This window comes from Curtobacterium sp. VKM Ac-1395 (assembly GCF_015350975.1).
GTDB lineage: Bacteria > Actinomycetota > Actinomycetes > Actinomycetales > Microbacteriaceae > Curtobacterium.
The window spans coordinates 388,423-406,431 of record NZ_JADKRX010000005.1; the positions used below are offsets into that span (position 1 = coordinate 388,423).

An 18,009-nucleotide genomic window follows, 5' to 3' on the forward strand; every position below is an offset into this window, starting at 1 on the left:
AGCGACGGGTCCCGCCGCGCCTAGGCTGACCGCGTGAGCGAGACACCCGACCCCGCCCCGGTCCCGACGGCCGTGCAGCACGGCTGGGAGCCCCTCGCGGGCAGTGCGCAGTCGGTCGTGCTCGAGGTCCTCCGCGCCGGACCGCGCCCCCGCACCGAGCTCGCCGAGCGCCTCGGCCTGTCCGGCCCGAGCCTGTCGCGCATCACACGCCCGCTGCTCGAGGCCGGGATCCTCGTCGAGCGTGACGTCGTGCAGCCCACCACCACCGGGCGCCCGTCGATCCCGCTCGACATCGACCCGGACGCCCACCACTTCGTCGGCGTGAAGCTCACCGGCGACGGGCTCTTCGCCGTGGCGACCGACCACCGCGGCCGGGTCCTCACCGAGCGCGAGGAGCCCCTGTCCGCCACCGACGTCCCCGCCGTCGTCGCCCGGATCGCCGAGGTCGTCCGCGCACTGACCGCCGAGGACGACCGCGTCCGCGGGGTCTGCGTGGCGCTCGGCGGTGCCACGGTCGGTCGCCGCGAGGTCCGCCGCGCCCCGTTCCTCGGCTGGGAGGACGTCCCCCTCGCCGCCCTGCTCACCGACGCCACCGGCCTGCCGTGCTCGGTGGAGAACGACGTCCGGGCGCTCACCCACGCCGAGCACTGGTTCGGCGAGGGCCGCGACCACCGCTCGTTCGCCCTGCTGACCATCGGCGCCGGCATCGGGCTGGGCCTGGTCCTCGGCGGGACCGTCGTCGCCGGCGCGCACTCCACCGCGGGCAGCATCGGCCACCAGCGACTCGGCGGCGCGGTCGCCGAGTCCGACGTGCGCTGCGAGTTCGGGCACCGCGGGTGCGCCCGCGCCGTCCTCAGCGAACGGGCCGTCAGCCTGGCCGGCAGCGCCGCGCTCGGCCGCGAGGTCACCGCCGCCGAGCTGCTCGACGCCGCCCGCGACGGCGACACCGCCGCCCGCGCCGTCGTCGACCACGCGGCCGAGGCTCTCGGGCTCCTCGTCGCGGACGTCGTCAACGTCGTCGACCCCGAGGTCGTCCTGCTCTCCGGCGAACTCGTCGGCCTCGCCGAGACCGGCCGGGCAGCGCTCGACCGCTCGATCGAGGCCGCACGGCACTGGTCGACCCCCGCCCCGACCGTGGTCGTCCAGCCGTTCCGCTTCAACGAGTGGGCACGCGGCGCCGCGGCGGTCGCCATCCAGATGCACGCGCTCGGCGCCTGAGCGCGCTGCCTCGGCACGCACCACGCACCGGACGGGAGGCTCCCCACCGGTCTGGTGGGGAGCCTCCCGTCCGGCCCTGGTCGCGACCCGCGGCGCTACGTGAGCTGCAGGAGCGTGTTCACCTGGTCGTTCATCCCGGTCAGCGTGCTGACCGGCTTGCCGTTCGCGTAGATGTCGTCGAACGCGGGCTGGACCAGCGCCTGCACGTCCCCCGGGTTCCGCGTCACCGGGAACAGGAACGTGGTCTTCTCCGCGACCTGGCCGGTGAACGCCGACACGTCGAAGCCCTTCTCGCGGAACGCCGCGACGGCGGCCTCGGTGCCCTCCGGACGCGCCGGGAACACGATGCCGGCGCGGCCGACGATCTGCTGCGCGGTCGCTCCCCCGAGGAACGCGACCCACTTCGCGGCGGCCTCCGGGTTCCGCGCCTGCTTCGTGATCGAGTCGCCGAGCCCGTTGAACATCGACGCGCGGTGTCCCACCGGGCCGATCGGCGTCGGCGCGATGCCGACCTGCATGTCCGGCAGGTTGCCGTACGCGCCGATCATCCACGAGCCGTTGAACGACAGCGCGACCTTCTTCGCGCCGAGCTGCACGTCCGGCCCGGTGGTCGTCGAGAAGACGCCGTACTTCGGCATGTAGCCCTTGTCCGCCAGGCCGAAGTACCACGAGATCGTCTTCTGGAACCCGGCGTCGTCGTACCGGAACCTGTTCCCCCACGGGTTGGCGTTCGTGTAGAACCAGTCCGTCGAGCCGGTGAACGGCGACCACTGCGTCTGGCCGAAGCCGTCGCCGCCGCTGCCGTTCGAGCTCATCCCGTAGACGGCCACGTCGGTCTTGTCGAAGCCCGGTTCGTCCCCGCGGCGGCCCTTGCCGTCGATGGTGAGGTGGGCGAGCATCCGCTCGAACGTGCCGCCGTCCTCGGGGTTCCACTCCAGGGCGGCGAGCTGCTCCGGGGTGACGCCGGCCTTCTCCATGACCGCCTCGTCGTAGAACATCGCGATGGTGTCCCAGTCCTTCGGGGACCCGTAGCGGTGCCCGTTGCGGCCCTTCCACAGCTCGGCGAGCCCGGACTGGTAGTCGGCGTCACGGATGCCGGCGGTGGCCTCGAGCTCGTCGAGTTCGTACAGCACGTCGAGGTCGGCGTACTGCGGGAACTTCGTCAGGTGGTCGGTGAAGACGTCGGGCGCGGTGCCGGCGATGAACCCGGCGGTGAGCTTCGTCCAGTAGTCGTTCCAGCCGAGCTGGGTGATCTTGATCCGGATGTCGGGGTTCTCCCGCTCGAAGGCCTTCGCGACGGCCTGGTACGCGGGCAGCTGGTTGGAGTCCCAGAGCCAGTACGACACGGTGCCGGTCGCACCGCCCGTCGAGCTGCTGCGTCCCGGCGAGGAGCACGCGGCGAGGGCACCGAGGGCCAGGGCGGAGGCGCCGCCGGCGAACAGTGCGCGGCGGGTGATGGAGTTCGTCATGGGAGCGTCCCTACTTGATGCCGGAGAAGCCGATGGAGTTGACGATGCGCTTGGCGAAGAGGCCGAACAGCACGATCATCGGGAGCGCCGCCACGAGCGTCGCGGCCATCAGGCCCGACCAGTCGGTGCCGGACTGCGGCGCCTGCGACTTGAAGACGCCGAGGGCCACGGTGAGCACGCGCGAGCTGTCGGTGTACGACACCATGAGCGGCCAGAAGTAGTCGTTCCAGGCGGTGATGTACGTCAGCACGGCGAGCGTCGCGATCGGTGCCGAGGCCATCGGCAGGATGAGCCGGAAGAACACGCGGACCTTGCCGGCGCCGTCGATGAGCGCCGCCTCCTCGACCTCCTTCGAGATGCCGAGGAAGAACTGCCGCAGGAAGAACACCGCGAACGGCGTCATCAGCATCGACGGCAGCGAGATCCCGAGCAGGGTGTCGACGAGCCCGAGCGACTTGATGAGCGCGAAGTTCGGCAGCAGCGTGAAGATCGTCGGGACCATCAGGCCGGCGAGGAACACCCCGAAGACCTTGTCGCGTCCGGGCCAGCGGAGCCGGGCGAAGGCGTAGGCGGCCGCGGCGGAGAAGAACACCTGCCCGACGGTGATCATCGTGGCGGTCAGGACGGAGTTGAGCAGGTACTGCCAGAAGTTCAGCGTCGCGCCGGAACCGCCCTGTGACAGCGCCTCCTTCGTCGTCTGCAGGCCGAACACCCGCTCGAACCCGCCGAGGCTGAACCCGGTCGGCAGCAGCGAGGTGGGGTCGGCGGAGATCGCGCCGTTCGAGGACAGTGCCGTGCGGAGGATCCAGTAGAAGGGGAACAGGGTCACGACGATCACGGCGATCATCGCGATCCAGGCGGCGACCCGGCCGACGGAGGGACGTGGACGGGCGGGCTTGCTGCCGGCGGTGGTGACGGCGCGGGTGGTGACGGGGTCGACCACGGGCGGGAGGGTGCTGGTCATCTTCGACTCGCTTCCGGGAGTGCTGGTTGGCCGCGTCAGTCCAGGTCGCTCTCGCCGGAACGCGAGAGTCGGTACTGGATGAACGTGATGACGCTGAGGACGATGAGGAGGGCCACCGAGACGGCGGACGCGTAGCCGAACTGGAACCGGCCGAAGGCCAGGTTGTAGATGTAGTTCTGCACGACGTTCGTGGCGTTCGCCGGACCACCCTGGGTGGTGACGGCGACGGTGTCGAACACCTGGAACGAGCCGATGATCGTGATGATGAGCACGAGCGACAGGATCGGGCGGAGCAGCGGGACCGTGATCCCCCAGAACATCTTCCACTCGCTCGCGCCGTCGATCCGGCCGGCCTCGTACACCTGCTCGGGCAGCGCCTGCAGGCCCGCGAAGATGAGCAGCGCCGTGTAGCCGACGTTCCGCCAGACGTTGATGAACGCGATCGTCGGGATGCCCCAGACGTCGCTCTGCAGGAACGGGATGCGGCCGACGCCGATGGCGGAGAGCACCTCGTTGCCGATGCCGAGCTGCGTGTCGAGGATCCACAGCCAGATGAGCGCGGCCACGACGTTCGACACCAGGTACGGCGCCAGGACGATCCCGCGGACGAACGTCGACTTCGTCAGCCGGTGCATCATCACGGCGATGAACAGCGCCAGCACGGTCTGGAACCCGATGTTCAGCAGGACGTACTCGACCGTGACGAGCATCGAGTGCCAGAAGATCGAGTCCTGCACGAGGCGCTCGTAGTTCTGCAGGCCGGTGAACACCGGCGGCGTGAGCAGGTTGTACGACGTGAAGGACAGGTAGATCCCGCGGACGGTCGGCCACAGCAGGAACAGCGCGAACCCGATCGCGGCCGGGGCGATGAACACGAGCGCGAGCCGCAGGTCGTTCGGCGGGCGACGTCGCCGTGGTGCCGGGGTCCCGGTGCCGGCACGCTCCTCCACCGGGCGGCTCCGCCGGTCGGCGGTCACCGTCAGGGGTGACGGCAGTGGTGTTTCGGTGGCCATCGTGACTCCTTCGTCGCGTCGGTTCCGTCCGGCAACGCTGCCGGTCGGGTTTAGTGTCGCTGCAAAAGAAACGGCTTGTCAAGACATCCGCCGGGACTGCTCGAGTCACGCCCCCAGACGACGGACGGGAGGCTCGGTGCCAGCTGGCCACGAGCCTCCCGTCCGTCTCGTGGTGGCGTCAGATCGCGGTGAGGCGGAACGGCACCACGCGCTCGGCGTACGTCGACGGGGCCTCGAGCCCCACCGTCTCCAGGACACGGCCGGTGAAGACCCGCTCCCCCGACCACCAGACCGGCGCGCGCACGCCGTCGCTCCCGCTGCCGATGAGCACCGGGTCCACGCGGTAGCGCGCCTCGGGGTCGAGGTCGCGGAAGGTGATGCGGCCGCGCAGGCTGACCTCGGGTGCCGCGAGCGACGCGAGGAAGAACATCGCCTCGCGCCGGTCGGAGGACACCGCGCCGTACACGTTGAGCGTCTCGTCGACCTGGTCCACGCGGACCAGGTCCCCGCCGTGCAGCAGCCCGCGGACGTCCTTGTACAGGGCGATCCACTCGGCGAGGTCGCGCTCCTCGGCCTCGGTCGCCGTGGCCAGGTCCCACTCGATGCCGAGGTGCCCGAACAGGGCCGTGCCCGCGCGGAAGGACAGGTCGTGCCAGCGCCCGGTCGTGTGGTTCACCCCGCTGGCGATGTGCGAGCCGAGCAGCTCCGGCGGCAGGAGCTGCATGGTCCACCGGTTCATCTGCTGGCGTTCGAGCGGGTCGATGCAGTCGGACACCCAGACGCGGTCGGTGTGCTCGATGACGCCGAGGTCGACGCGGGAGCCACCCGACGAGCACGACTCGATCTCGAACCCGGGGAAGCGGTCCTTGAGCGCTGCCATCAGCCGGTAGGCCGCCAGGGTCTGCTCGTGCACGGCCGCGCCGCCGTCCCGGTGCCCGGCCTCGACCAGGTCGCGGTTGTGGTCCCACTTGACGTAGTCGATCCGGTACTCGTCGATGATCGCGACCATGCGGTCGAGGACGTACTCGTACGCCTCTGGGATCGCGAGGTTGAGGACCTGCTGGTGGCGGGAGCGGACCGGCAGCCGCCCGTCGGCCTGCATGATCCAGTCCGGGTGCGCCCGCGCCAGGTCGCTGTCCTCGTTCACCATCTCCGGCTCGAACCACAGGCCGAACTGCATGCCGGCGGCTCGGACGTGGTCGACGAGCGGACCCAGGCCGTCGGGCCAGACCGTCTCGTCGACGAACCAGTCGCCGAGGCCCGCGAAGTCGTTGCGGCGGTGACGGAACCAGCCGTCGTCGAGGACGAAGCGCTCCACGCCGAGGCGGGCGGACCGGTCGGCGAGGTCCTTCAGGCGGTCGAGGTCGTGGTCGAAGTAGACCGCCTCCCAGACGTTGATCGTCATCGGGCGGACGCTCGTCGGGTGCTGTGGACGGCTGCGCAGGTGACGGTGGAACCGGCGCGCCTGGTCGTCGAGGCCGGTGGCGTAGGCGCCGTAGAGCCACGGCCCCTCGTACGACTCCCCCGTGCCGAGCCGGACCTCGCCGGGCAGCAGGAGCTCTCCGCCGCCGAGGACCTGACGGCCGTTGAACAGGCGTTCGGCGTGGTGGCGGTGGTTGCCGCTCCACGCGGTGTGGACGCCCCAGACCTCACCGTGTGCGAAGCCGAAGCCCGGCTCGCCGACGCTCAGGACCGTGGCGGCGTCGGCGCCCGTGCGGCCCTTGCGCCCCTCGCGCTCGTGGATGCCGACGACGAGTTCGCGGCGCTGCGGGGTGCGCTCCTTGCCCCAGCGTCCGGCGAAGTCGAGGATCTCCCGCGCGCGGGTCGGGATCGGCAGGGCGACCGTGAGCTCGTCGACCGTGTACGTCCCCGCGCCCGTGTTCGTGACGGCGGCACGCGTGCGGACCAGGCCGGCGGGGAGCAGCTCGATCTCGAGACGGACGGCGAGCTGGGCGGTGTCGTCGGTGGCCTCGACGACGAGGCGTGCGGCTCCGGTGTCGATGAGGACGGGAGCGGCTTCCGTCTCGTCCGGCCCGGGCGCGGTTTCGTGGGCTTCGCCGATCACGTCGAGGCTGGTCACGATGAACCGGGGCGACCAGTCGTGCCCGTCGCGGTGTCCGGACAGGCCCGGCTTGCCCGACCACCCGGCGTGCTGCTCCGGCAGGACGGCCAGGCGGATCGGCTCGTCGATCGCGTTCGAGACGACCGGTTCGAGACCGGCCTCGACGAGCGCGAGCAGGTCGCTGGCCGACTGCTCGCCCAGCGCTGCGCCCCAGTGCACGACGGCCGGCAACCGACCCCGCGTGCAGTCGAGGACCAGGGAGACCCCGGCGGTGGACAGGTGGACGAGGGCGTGCGGGAGGTGCGTCATCGGATCTCCTGGGTTATTTCTTCCGCCGTGCAACTAAGTGGGCGGCCAGTATGTCAGAACCAGCGCTTGACCTTGAAGACGACGAACAGCGCCGCGGCGAAGACGACCATCGCCAGGACCGCCAGCGGGTACCCCCACGTCCAGGTGAGCTCGGGCATGTGGGTGAAGTTCATGCCGTAGATCGCGGCGATGAGCGTCGGCGCGAACAGGATCGCCGCCCAGCCGGAGATCTTCTTCGTGTCGTCGTTCTGCTTCTGCGCCGCCAGCGTCGCGTCGACCGTCAGGGCGTTCTGCAGCAGTTGGCGGAAGGTGTCCACCCGCTCCACCGTGCGGATCGCGTGGTCGAGCACGTCGCGGTAGCGCCGCTGCATCTCCACGGGCAGGTGGTACTTCTCCGCGCCGCGGTGGATGTTCTCGATCATGTGGATGAGCGGCCGTGCTGCCCGCTGGAAGTCGACGACCTCGCCGAACAGCTCGTAGATGCGGCGGGACACCCCGGGGACCCCGGCGAAGAGCTGGTCCTCGATCTGGTTGATGTCCTCCTCGAGCCCCTCGGTGACCGGACGGTAGTCGTCGACGATCGTGTCCATGAGCGCCCAGAGCTGCGCCTGCGAGCCCGCCGTCACCAGGCCCGGCTTGCCGCTCATCCGCTGCAGGGCCCGCGGGACGACGTTCCGACCGCGCGGGTCGGCCTGCACGACGGCGAGGAAGAAGTCGTCGCCGACGAAGGCGTGCACCTCGCCGAACTCGACCTCCTCGCGCCGGTCGTTGTACAGCGCCGGCTTGAGGACCGCGAAGAGCGTCGACCCGTAGCGCTCGAGCTTCGGCCGCTGGTGCCCCTCGGCGGAGTCCTCGACCGCGAGCTCGTGGAGCCCCAGGGCGACGGCGACGTCCCCGAGCTCGACCGGGTCGGGCTGGTACAGGACGATGCAGACGGTGGCCCCCTGCTCCCGCATCATCCGGAAGCTGTCGTCGAGCGAGGGACTCGCGATCGGGGCGATGCGGTCGATGTACACGGTGTTGAGCTCGACGGTCACGTGCCCAACCTACGCACCCGTGGAGCGGTCGACGACCGTATCTGGGTGCGCGCTGCGCGTCGGGCCCCGACCGCCGCCTACCGTGCAGATCGACAGCATGCTGACGAAAGGGAAGACGCCATGCGATGGTTCCGGAAGATCGTGATCGCGGCCAGTGCCGTCATCGCCGTGGTGGGCTCGTTCATCGGGTCGGGCGCTGCCGGTGGCACGCCCATCCAGGACGCCGCCGGTGGGGCGCTGTCCGCGTCCTCGACGGCGATCGCACCAGGCGGCCCGGCGTTCGGCATCTGGAGTGTCATCTACGTCGGGCTCATCGCGTTCGCGGTGTGGCAGTTCCTGCCCCGCCGTACCGACCAGGCCCGCCACGACCGGCTCGCCGTGCCCGCGACGCTGTCCCTGCTGCTCAACGCGGCATGGATCCTGTCCGTGCAGTTCGGCTTCCTCTGGGCCAGCGAGCCGATCATCGTCGCGCTGCTCGGGGTGCTCGTGTGGGCGTTCGTGGTCCTGCGGCGGACGACGCCGTCCGGCACCGTCGAGGCGGTCATCACCGACGGCACGTTCGGCCTCTACCTCGGGTGGGTGTGCGTGGCGACGGCGGCGAACACGGCCGCGGTGCTGACGGCGGCGGGCTTCCGCGGGTTCGGCCTCGGGCAGGACGTCTGGGGCGTCGCCGTGGCAGCGGTCGCCGGGCTCGTCGGGGTCCTCGTGGCGATCGGTGGCCGGGGCCGGCTCTCCCCGGTCGTCTCCCTCGGCTGGGGTCTGGCGTGGGTCGCGGTCGCGCGGCTCGACGGGCCCCTCGTCTCGGTGCCGACCGCCGTCGCGGCGATCGTGGCCGCGGCAGCCGCGGTGGTCGTCACGCTCGTCGTGCGGGCCCGCGCGGGCTGGTCCGCCGCGCGCTCGGCCAGTGCCGCCCGCGTGAGCTGACGCGGGGGCGGGCTGGCCGCGCGCGGTCGCCCGCGCGCGGCTGCCCGCGCGCGGCTGCCCGCGTGCGGGCTGCCCGCGGGCGGCTGCTCGCGTGCGGGCTGCCCGCGCGCGGCCGCCTGTGCACGCCGAGACTCGGCCCCGCGGACACTCTGCGGGGCCATCGGCGCGCAGGGTGTCCGGCCGCGCGAGACTCGGCAGCGCACCCGTGCCCGCCCGCGCCGCACCCCCGTGCCGGCCACACCGGCCGGCGGTCCCGCACGTCCGGCGGAAGCGACACCGGGCGTGCAGAAGCGCGACGCGATCGCACCGACGGCGTCGCTCGATGCGCGGGCATGGAGCCGCCCGCGACGAACGCGACACCGGGCGTGCGCAAGCGCCGCGCTCGCACCGACGGTGTCGCTTCCGCCGGTACGTCGTGCGTGCCCGAGCGCCCCGGTGGTCCCGCGGCCCCGAGACTCGGCGCCGCGGACACCGTGCGGGGCGTTCGGCGCGCAGGGTGCCCGTCCGAGCGAGACTCGGCAGCGCCACCCGCCGCCCGCGACCGCACGCACGCACGCACGCACCCGACGAAAGCGACACAGCCCGTGCGGAAGCGCCGCGCACTCCGCCGGCCCGTGTCGCTTCCGCCGGTCGGTCGTGCGTGCCCGAGCGCCCGCGGCCCCACGGCCCCGAGACTCGGCGCCGTGGACACCGTGCGAGCCGTTCAGCGCGCACAGTGTCCGTCCGAGCGAGACTCGGCAGTGCGCCACCCGTCGCCGCGGCCGCACGCACGCGCCCGACGAAAGCGACACAGCCCGTGCGGAAGCGCCGCGCACTCCCCCCGCCCGTGTCGCTCGATGCGAGGGCATGGAGCCGCCCGCGACCAAAGCGACACCGGGCGTGCGGAAGCGCCGCGCGATCGCACCGACGTTGTCGCTTCCGCCGGTCGGACGGTCGGTTGGTCGGGCGCACGGTCCCGCGCCCGAGACTCGGCGCCGCGGACAGTCTGCGGGGCGTTCGGCGCGCAAGGTGTCCGGCTGGGCGAGACTCGGCAGCGCGCCGCGCGCCGCGCCGCGCCTACCGCGCGGACGCGACCAGGCCGTGCGCGGCCGCGACGGCTTCGTTCGTGACGCGGCCGTCGTGCACGTTGAGCCCACGGGCGAGTGCCGCGTCGGACTCCATCGCCGCCGCCCACCCCTGGTCGGCGATCGCGAGGGCGTAGGGCAGCGTCGCGTTCGTCAGCGCGATGGTCGAGGTGCGCGGGACGGCTCCGGGCATGTTCGCCACGCAGTAGTAGACGGCGTCGTGCACGGCGAAGGTCGGGTCGTCGTGCGTGGTCGGCCGCGAGCCCTCGAAGCACCCGCCCTGGTCGATCGCGATGTCGACGAGCACCGAGCCCGGACGCATGTCGGCGACCATCGCGTCGGTGACGAGCTTCGGCGCCGAGGCACCGGGGATGAGCACGGACCCGATCACCAGGTCGGCCTCGCGCAGTGCCGACGCGATCGCGTGGGACGAGGACCGCAGCGTGGTGATGCGGCCGTCGAACCGGGCGTCGAGTGCCCGCAGCCGCGGCAGGCTGATGTCGAACACGGTGACCTCGGCGCCGAGTCCGAGTGCCATCGCAGCGGCGTGCTCGCCGGCGACCCCACCACCGATCACCACGACGCGGCCCTTCGGCGTGCCGGGGACACCGCCGAGCAGCAGCCCGCGGCCACCGTTCGCGCGGAGCAGGTGGTTCGCGCCGACCTGGGCGGACAGCCGCCCGGCGATCTCGGACATCGGGGACAGCAACGGCAACGACCGGTCCGGCAGCTGCACGGTCTCGTAGGCGATCGCCGTCGCGCCGGAGTCCGTCAGCGCGGTGGTCAGCGCGCGGTCGGCCGCGAGGTGCAGGTAGGTGAACAGCACCTGGCCCGGGCGGATCGACGCGTACTCGGACGCGACCGGCTCCTTCACCTTGAGGACGAGCTCGGCGTCCGCCCAGACCTCGGCCGCGCTCGGCACGATCGTGGCCCCGGCGGCGACGTACTCGGTGTCCGGGAAGGACGATCCGTCGCCGGCACCGGCCTGCACGAGCACCTGGTGTCCGTGGGTCGTGAGCTCACCGACGCCCGCCGGGGTGACGGCGACGCGGAACTCGTTGTTCTTGATCTCGGTGGGGACGCCGATGCGCATGGCGGACTCCTTCGTGGGCGGTGCGCGGGGTGTCCGCGCTGACCCGACCATCCAGCCACTCACGTGTGTCCGGCGTGTGACAGCCGAACATCTGGATGATCCTGGGCCGATCCGTGCAGCGCGATTCGGTCAGCCGTGCAGATCGCCCATGCGGTCAGCCCCTGCTGCGGAGCGACTCGCTCGGCAGCTCGCCGAAGCGCACCCGGTACGCGGCGGAGAACCGGCCGAGGTGCCCGAAGCCCCACGCCCGTGCGATCTCGGCGACCGAGACCTCGTCACGGTCGGCGCGACGGAGTTCGGCGTGGGCGCCGTCGAGCCGCACCTGCCGGAGCAGCTCCCCCGGCGTCTGGTCGAGGTGCCGACGCAGCGACTGCTGCAGCCCCCGCGGGCTGAGGCCGGCGGCCGACGCGATCTCCGGCGTGCCGATGGCCTCGGCGGCGTGGGCGTGCACGAACTCGAGCGCGCGTCGGAGCCGCTCGTGCTCCGGCCCGGTGCCGTCCACCGATGCCCGCCAGACCTCGCGCCGGGGGAAGGCGGTCAGTGCCGCGCGCGCGAAGGACTCGGCGATGTCGCGGCGTGCGACGGTGCTGAGCTCGGTGCCGCGGTCCAGCCAGGTCGACGAGTTGCGGCGGACGACGTCCTGCCACACGCGGACGCCCTCGGTCGACGGCCGCTGGAGGGGCTCGAACGCGAAGTCCGGGTCCCCGGTCAGGGCCGTCACGAAGCGGCGGTCGAGCTGGACGATGTTGAGGGAGATGTCGCGGTGGTGCATCTCCCAGGTGTCACCGATCGGCAGCACCACGGGCACGCCGGGCTGCAGGTCGACGTGCTCGCCGCGGTGGGAGAACGAGGTCGACCCCGACCGCAGCCAGACCACGTGGAACTCGTCGTCGGTGCGGCACGCACCGCGGAAGTCGACGGCGGCACGGGCGGTCCGCAGGGACATGCGCTCGTCGCCGACCCCGGAGAAGTCCCACGGCGTGTGCCGTGAGGTGCGTCGGACGACCGGTGAGCGGAGGTCGTAGCCCTCGGAGAAGAAGGCGACCGCGTGGTCGATGTCGGTGCCCTTGACCCGACGGAACCAGCGCGCGCCCGGGCGCTCCGGAGCACCGGCCACCGGCGTTGTGGGAGGGGTTCCGAGCGTCGTGGCCGACGGCCGGGTCTGCGTGGAGAGCACCATGGGCGAGAACGTATCGACCACCACCGACAAATCACCACGCCGAACGGACCAGCCGGAGGGCCGGCTCAGTTCTGCAGGATCGCCTGCCCGATGCTCTCGTCGAGGATCAGGTCCGTCACGAGCCCGGCTGCGAGCGCCCCGCGGAGCGACGCCGCCTTGCCCCGCCCGGCGACCACGCAGATCCGCCGCGGTGCCCGCTTGATGATGTCCAGGTCGGGGCCACCGGCGCGGGCGTTCAGCCCGATGTCCCGCCACGACCCGTCCGCGCGGTAGAACACCGTCGAGACGTCGCCGACGACGCCAGCGCGGGTGAGCTCCTCGCGGTCGGCGGGGTCGAGGTACCCGCCGGAGTAGACGTGCGAGGGCACCGGGGCCTGCGGCGCACCGACACCGAACACGACGACGTCCATCCGCTCGTGCAGGTCGAGCACGCGGCGGATGGAGCGCTCGCGGAACAGGGCTTCCTTCGTCGCGGGGTCGTCGAAGAACGCCGGCACGGGGAACTGCTGCACGAGGGCGCCGTACGCCTCGCCGAACCGCCGGAGGATCTCGGACGCGTAGACGATGCCGGTGGTGCGGGTGTTCGCGGCGCCGTTCACCTGCACGACCGTGGACCCGTGGGTGGTCTTCGGCACGAGGAACCGGCTGACGGCGCTCACCGTCGAGCCCCACGACAGGCCGATCACCATGTTCGACTCGATGTACTGGGTCAGGATCCGGGCCGCCGACAGCGCCACCCGTTCCAGGCGGTCGACGTCGCTCGTGTGGTCCGGCACCGGCACCACGTGGGCGTGCACCCCGAACCGTGCACGGATGTTCCGACTGAGTGCCGCGGCCTGGTCCAGGGGCGACCGGATCTGGATGTCGACGAGCCCGGTGTCCCTGGCGTGCTTGAGCAACCGGGAGACCGACGACCGGGACGTGCCGAGCTCGTCCGCGATGGCGTCCATCGTCAGGTCCTGCAGGTAGTACAGGTGTGCAGCGCGCAGGGCCTGCTGCGTCCGCATCGGCTGTGCCGCGTCGCTCACCAGGTCCACCCTGCAAGGGAACTCGCTGGACCTGCGCTCGTGTTCATGGAGCCAACCATGCACGGACGTGCACGGCCTCTGCAACCTCGGTCGAGCCTCCTGTCCGCCGTGCCGGACGTGCCCACAGACGTGCTGCACGTTCGTGCACGCAAGTTGCCACGACTTCTCAGCGGGCGCACGATCGATGGAGACCACCAGAACCGACCCCAGAAAGCGACGCGTACGCACATGTCGAAGACGACGCAGCCCCGACGCACGGTGACCGACCTCACCGAGCGCCCGAACGCACAGGTCCTCATCGTGGGTGGCGGCATCAACGGCATCGCCACCTTCCGCGACCTCGCCCTGCAGGGCGTCGACGTCGCGCTCGTCGAGCGCGGCGACTACGCATCCGGCGCCTCCGCGGCGTCGAGCCACATGATCCACGGCGGCATCCGCTACCTCGAGAACGGCGAGTTCCGCCTCGTCCGCGAGAGCGTGCAGGAGCGCAACGGCCTGATCCGCATCGCCCCGCACTACGTCAAGCCGCTGCAGACGACGATGCCGATCTTCTCGACGTTCTCCGGCATCATGAACGCCCCGCTCCGCATGCTGACGCACAAGCAGCGCTCCACGAAGGAGCGCGGCGCGATGCTCATCAAGATCGGCATGACGATCTACGACTCCTTCTCCCGCGACGGCGGCTCGGTCCCCAAGCACGTCTTCCGCACGAAGAAGGCGGCACTGGCGGACATGCCGGCCCTCAACAAGGACCTGAAGTACACGGGCACCTACTACGACGCCTCGGTGCACGAGCCGGAGCGCCTGGCGCTCGACGTCCTCAAGGACGGCCTGGCCGCCGGCACCGGGACCGGCTCCGCCGCGACCGCCCGTGCGACCAACTACGTCGAGGCCGCGGGCACCCGCGACGGCGGCGTCCTGCTCCGCGACCGCGAGACCGGCGAGGAGTTCGCCTTCCAGGTGGACGTCGTGATCAACGCCTCCGGGCCGTGGACCGACCTCACGAACCAGGCGTTCGGCGGCGAGACGAAGTTCATGGGCGGCACCAAGGGCTCGCACATCGTCGTGCACAACGACGAGCTCCTCGAGGCCACCAAGGGCCGCGAGCTGTTCTTCGAGAACGACGACGGACGCATCGTCCTGATCTACCCGCTCAAGGGCCGGGTCCTCATCGGCACCACCGACATCGACGCCGACCCGTCGAAGCCGGTCGTGACCACCGACGAGGAGATCGACTACTTCTTCGGGCTCGTCAAGCACGTGTTCCCGCAGATCGACGTCACCCGCGACCACATCGTCTACAGCTACTCGGGCATCCGCCCGCTCCCCCGTCACGAGGACACCGCCCCCGGCTTCGTCTCCCGCGACTACCGCATCGTGGACACCACGATCCCCGGGCTCGGGAAGACGACCGTGCTGTCGCTGGTGGGCGGCAAGTGGACCACCTTCCGCGCCCTCGCCGCGCACCTGTCGACCGAGGCCACGCAGAAGCTCGGCATGGCCCGCAAGGTCGACACGACCGGCATTCCGATCGGCGGTGGCAAGGAGTTCCCGACTACGGACGCCCAGCGCGCCCTGTGGGTCAAGTCGCACCGCGACGGTCTCGACACCGAGCTGGTCGAGGGGCTCCTGCAGCGCTACGGCACCCGTGCCGCCGAGGTCGTGGACGTCCTGACGGACGGTCCGGTCGAGCCGCTCGAGTCCGACGCCGGGCTCACCCGTGCCGAGGTGGCCTACTTCGCCCAGCACGAGCACGCCGTGCACCTGATCGACGTGGTGCTGCGTCGCACGAACCTCGCGTTCGTCGGCGGGGTCACGATCGACCTGCTCGACGAGCTGGCCGACGTCCTCGCCGGTGTCCTCGGCTGGGACGCCGAGCAGCGCGCGGACGAGGTCCAGCACACGCTCGACGTCCTGCGCGAGTCGCACGGCGTGGTCGTGCCGCTGACCGCGTCGGCGGCGCACGCCTGATCACGGCCCACTGACGGACGGGAGGCCCGGTACCAGCTGGTACCGGGCCTCCCGTTCGTCTGTGGCCGGGTCGCGTCGACCGGGCGTCGCTCTCGCTCGCTAGAACTGCTCGCCGGTCGGGTCCTGCGCGGTCCGGTCGATGAGGTCGTCGCCGCCGAGCGGCTCACCCTCCCAGTCGACCAGGCGCCAGCCGTCGGCCGTGGAGCCCTCGAGCTCGACGACGCCGGTGTTCTCCAGGTGCCGCCGTGAGCCGAGGTCGTTCGGCACGTTCTGCGCCGTCGTCGCGGCCCAGATCCGGATCGCGGCCCCGTGGCTGAACACGGCGACGACGTCCGCGCCGCTCGCCTCGACCTGGGCGATCGCGTCGTCGTAGCGGTCGAAGAAGTCCTCGCCGGTCTCGGCGCCGGCCATCCGGGCCTCGCGCTCCCCGGACGCCCAGGCGTAGCACGTGGCCAGGTAGCGCTGCACGGAGGTCTGGTCGCGCTTGCCCTGCAGGTCGCCGGCCTCGATCTCGCGGAGGCCCGGCAGCACCGCGGGCTCGAGGCCGAGCGCCTCCGCCAGCGGCGCCGCGGTCAGCTGCGTCCGGAGCATCGACGACACGAAGACCCGCTCGATGCCGCGCTCGGCGAGGGCCGCCGGCAGCGCCTCGGCCTGCTGCTGCCCGAGCTCGGTGAGTCCGGGGCCTGGGACCTCGGCGTCGAGGACGCCGGTCACGTTGGCGGGAGTCTGGCCGTGTCGGATCAGCAGCAGTCGCATGCAGCCACCCTACGGAGGCGCGTGTGTCGGTGCCGCCCGGCCGGCCGGACGCGCCCCCACCGGCGGCCCCCTACGATCGGGCCATGGCGATCGAACCCGACACGAAGAACTGGACCTGGGTCATCGAGACCCCGTGCACCGACTGCGGCTACGACGGCAGCGCGACGACGATCCGCGACGTGCCCGGCATCGTCGAGGCGAACGCCACGGGCTGGCCCGGGGCACTGCTCCGCGAGGACGCCCGGCAGCGCCCGGACGAGCACACCTGGTCCACGCTCGAGTACGCCGCCCACGTGCGCGACGTCCACGCGATGATGACCGAACGCCTCACGCTCATGCTCACCGAGGACGCCCCCACCTTCCCGAACTGGGACCAGGACGCCACCGCGGTCGAGGACCGGTACGCCGAGCAGGACCCGGCCACCGTCGCCCGCGAGCTCGGCGCTGCCGCCCACCGCGCCGCCGTGGCCTTCGACGAGGTCCGTGACGACCAGCTCGAGCGCACCGGGCTCCGCTCGGACGGCAGCACCTTCACGGTCGCGACCCTCGCCGTCTACTACGCGCACGACCCGGTGCACCACCTCTGGGACGTCCGCCGCACCCACACCGACCAGATGTAGCCACGAGCGCCGCGCGGGTGCAGTCCGGACCGCCGCCGCGTCAGGCCAGCGCGTCGAGCAGTGCCCGTGCGGTCGCCGCGTCCGAGACCAGTTCGTTGACGAGCCCCCCGCGGACGGCGCCGATGATGCTCGGCACCTTCGCCTCGCCCACGGCCACGCCCACCGCGTGCGGGACCGCCGCCAGGACCTCGCGCGAGGTCCGCACCATCCGGTCGCTCCCCGGGAACTCGATCGGGGACCCGTCGGGCGCGTAGAAGTTCAGGCAGACGTCGCCGGCGGCCAGGTCGAAGGCCCGGTCCTCCACGGGGATGCCCCGCGCCAGGGCGTCCCGCGTCGGGGTCGGCGCCCCGATGCCGAGCACGGCGCCCTTCGCCCGACCCCACAGGCCGATGACGTGCTGGAACGCGGGGTCCTCGTCGAGGGAGGCCCGCATCGCCTCGGACGGGAGCGCCTGCGCGAAGAGGAACGCCGGGATCGCGCCGGAGTGCTCGGCGGCCGTCCGGGTGATCTCGTTCGTCTGGAACCACGGCATCGGGTCCGCCTGGCCGCCGACGGTCGGGACGAGCTGCACGCCCGGCAGCTGCGGCATCCCCCCGCGGGCGACGTCGTACACCGTCCGGCCCGAGGACATCAGCACCGCGTCACCGGCGACCAGCGCCATGTCCTCCAGCGCGGCGGCGAGCGGCACGGCGAGGTCCGCACCGAGCGTCGTGGTGTGGGTCACGGCGGCGAGGTGCACCGCGTGCAGACCCAGCACGACCTGCAGGCGCTCGGCCAGCGCGACGGTCTCGTCCTGGAACGGGTCGACGACCTCGATGCGCACGAGTCCGGCACGACGGGCCTCGGCCACGAGCCGCGACACCGTGGGGCGGGAGACCCCGAGCCGTGCGGCGATCTCGACCTGGGTGGCGTCCTCGAGGTAGTACATCCGCGCCGCCTGGTACACGGTGTCGAGCGGGAAGCGACTGCGCGCGGAGTCCGGTGCGGGCATCTCGTCGGACATGCTGCGATCGTAACGCGCTCTCCGTCCAGAAATTGTGTTCTGTACATTTGTTCTGTGCGGTGTACAGTCGTGGTCGAACCACTGCTGACCAACGGAGGACACAGCGCATGTCGACGACGACGGACACCACCACCCCGACGGACACCACCGATTCCGGGATCCCTGCGACGATGCGGGCGGTCGTCGTGCACGGCCCCGGCGACTACCGCCTCGAGACCCGCCCCGTCCCCACCCCAGGACCCGGGGAACTGCTGCTCCGCACCGACGCCGTCGGGATCTGCGCCTCGGACCTGAAGTG

14 protein-coding genes and 1 pseudogene are annotated in these 18,009 nt (G+C 71.8%); 5 read left to right on the forward strand and 10 right to left on the reverse strand.

Annotated features, from left to right (window positions below):
- Window positions 1–33 precede the first annotated feature (33 nt).
- Window positions 34–1,218, forward strand: coding sequence for an ROK family protein (locus tag ITJ68_RS15425; protein ID WP_194662446.1), 1,185 nt, complete (start codon window positions 34–36; stop codon window positions 1,216–1,218).
- A gap of 95 nt (window positions 1,219–1,313) precedes the next feature.
- Here the strand turns inward: ITJ68_RS15425 and ITJ68_RS15430 are convergent, their stop codons facing one another.
- The 5 genes from ITJ68_RS15430 to ITJ68_RS15450 all read right to left on the reverse strand — a co-directional run bounded on the left by ITJ68_RS15430 (window position 1,314) and on the right by ITJ68_RS15450 (window position 8,072).
- Complete coding sequence (locus ITJ68_RS15430) at window positions 1,314–2,687, reverse strand: ABC transporter substrate-binding protein (RefSeq protein WP_194662448.1); 1,374 nt, start codon at window positions 2,685–2,687, stop codon at window positions 1,314–1,316.
- A gap of 10 nt (window positions 2,688–2,697) precedes the next feature.
- A complete protein-coding gene (locus ITJ68_RS15435) occupies window positions 2,698–3,651 on the reverse strand; it encodes a carbohydrate ABC transporter permease (RefSeq protein WP_194662450.1) in 954 nt (317 codons plus the stop codon).
- A gap of 35 nt (window positions 3,652–3,686) precedes the next feature.
- On the reverse strand, window positions 3,687–4,664 hold the full coding sequence (locus ITJ68_RS15440; protein ID WP_194662452.1) for a carbohydrate ABC transporter permease: 978 nt from the start codon (window positions 4,662–4,664) through the stop codon (window positions 3,687–3,689).
- 178 nt (window positions 4,665–4,842) lie between these two features.
- Window positions 4,843–7,035, reverse strand: a complete 2,193-nt coding sequence (locus tag ITJ68_RS15445) for an alpha-galactosidase (protein ID WP_194662453.1) — start codon at window positions 7,033–7,035, stop codon at window positions 4,843–4,845.
- Between the two features lie 53 nt (window positions 7,036–7,088).
- A complete protein-coding gene (locus tag ITJ68_RS15450; protein ID WP_071269702.1) occupies window positions 7,089–8,072 on the reverse strand; it encodes a magnesium and cobalt transport protein CorA in 984 nt (327 codons plus the stop codon).
- A 120-nt stretch (window positions 8,073–8,192) separates the two neighbouring features.
- Here ITJ68_RS15450 and ITJ68_RS15455 point away from each other — a divergent pair, with 120 nt between their 5' ends.
- Complete coding sequence (locus tag ITJ68_RS15455) at window positions 8,193–8,996, forward strand: tryptophan-rich sensory protein (protein WP_194662454.1); 804 nt, start codon at window positions 8,193–8,195, stop codon at window positions 8,994–8,996.
- Between the two features lie 1,056 nt (window positions 8,997–10,052).
- Here ITJ68_RS15455 and ald read toward each other — a convergent pair.
- From ald to ITJ68_RS15470, 3 genes are all read right to left on the reverse strand, one after another.
- Complete coding sequence (gene ald, locus ITJ68_RS15460) at window positions 10,053–11,153, reverse strand: alanine dehydrogenase (protein WP_194662455.1); 1,101 nt, start codon at window positions 11,151–11,153, stop codon at window positions 10,053–10,055.
- A 154-nt stretch (window positions 11,154–11,307) separates the two neighbouring features.
- The gene (locus ITJ68_RS19645; protein WP_194662456.1) at window positions 11,308–12,333 is read right to left on the reverse strand and encodes a helix-turn-helix transcriptional regulator; all 1,026 of its coding nucleotides are present in this window, start codon (window positions 12,331–12,333) and stop codon (window positions 11,308–11,310) included.
- A 65-nt stretch (window positions 12,334–12,398) separates the two neighbouring features.
- A complete protein-coding gene (locus tag ITJ68_RS15470) occupies window positions 12,399–13,340 on the reverse strand; it encodes a sugar-binding transcriptional regulator (protein WP_194627429.1) in 942 nt (313 codons plus the stop codon).
- 249 nt (window positions 13,341–13,589) lie between these two features.
- On the opposite strand from ITJ68_RS15470, the gene ITJ68_RS15475 reads away from it, so the two are divergent.
- Window positions 13,590–15,332 (forward strand): glycerol-3-phosphate dehydrogenase/oxidase, encoded by a 1,743-nt coding sequence (locus tag ITJ68_RS15475; protein WP_194662457.1) that lies wholly within the window; start codon window positions 13,590–13,592, stop codon window positions 15,330–15,332.
- A 99-nt stretch (window positions 15,333–15,431) separates the two neighbouring features.
- Here ITJ68_RS15475 and ITJ68_RS15480 read toward each other — a convergent pair whose 3' ends face one another.
- The gene (locus ITJ68_RS15480) at window positions 15,432–16,088 is read right to left on the reverse strand and encodes a histidine phosphatase family protein (RefSeq protein WP_194662458.1); all 657 of its coding nucleotides are present in this window, start codon (window positions 16,086–16,088) and stop codon (window positions 15,432–15,434) included.
- A gap of 83 nt (window positions 16,089–16,171) precedes the next feature.
- Here ITJ68_RS15480 and ITJ68_RS15485 point away from each other — a divergent pair, with 83 nt between their 5' ends.
- On the forward strand, window positions 16,172–16,708 hold the full coding sequence (locus ITJ68_RS15485) for a DinB family protein (RefSeq protein WP_194662459.1): 537 nt from the start codon (window positions 16,172–16,174) through the stop codon (window positions 16,706–16,708).
- A 40-nt stretch (window positions 16,709–16,748) separates the two neighbouring features.
- Here ITJ68_RS15485 and ITJ68_RS15490 read toward each other — a convergent pair whose 3' ends face one another.
- A complete protein-coding gene (locus tag ITJ68_RS15490; RefSeq protein ID WP_228505656.1) occupies window positions 16,749–17,711 on the reverse strand; it encodes a sugar-binding transcriptional regulator in 963 nt (320 codons plus the stop codon).
- A gap of 107 nt (window positions 17,712–17,818) precedes the next feature.
- Here ITJ68_RS15490 and ITJ68_RS15495 point away from each other — a divergent pair.
- A pseudogene (locus ITJ68_RS15495) lies at window positions 17,819–18,009 on the forward strand (erythritol/L-threitol dehydrogenase); the annotation flags it as partial.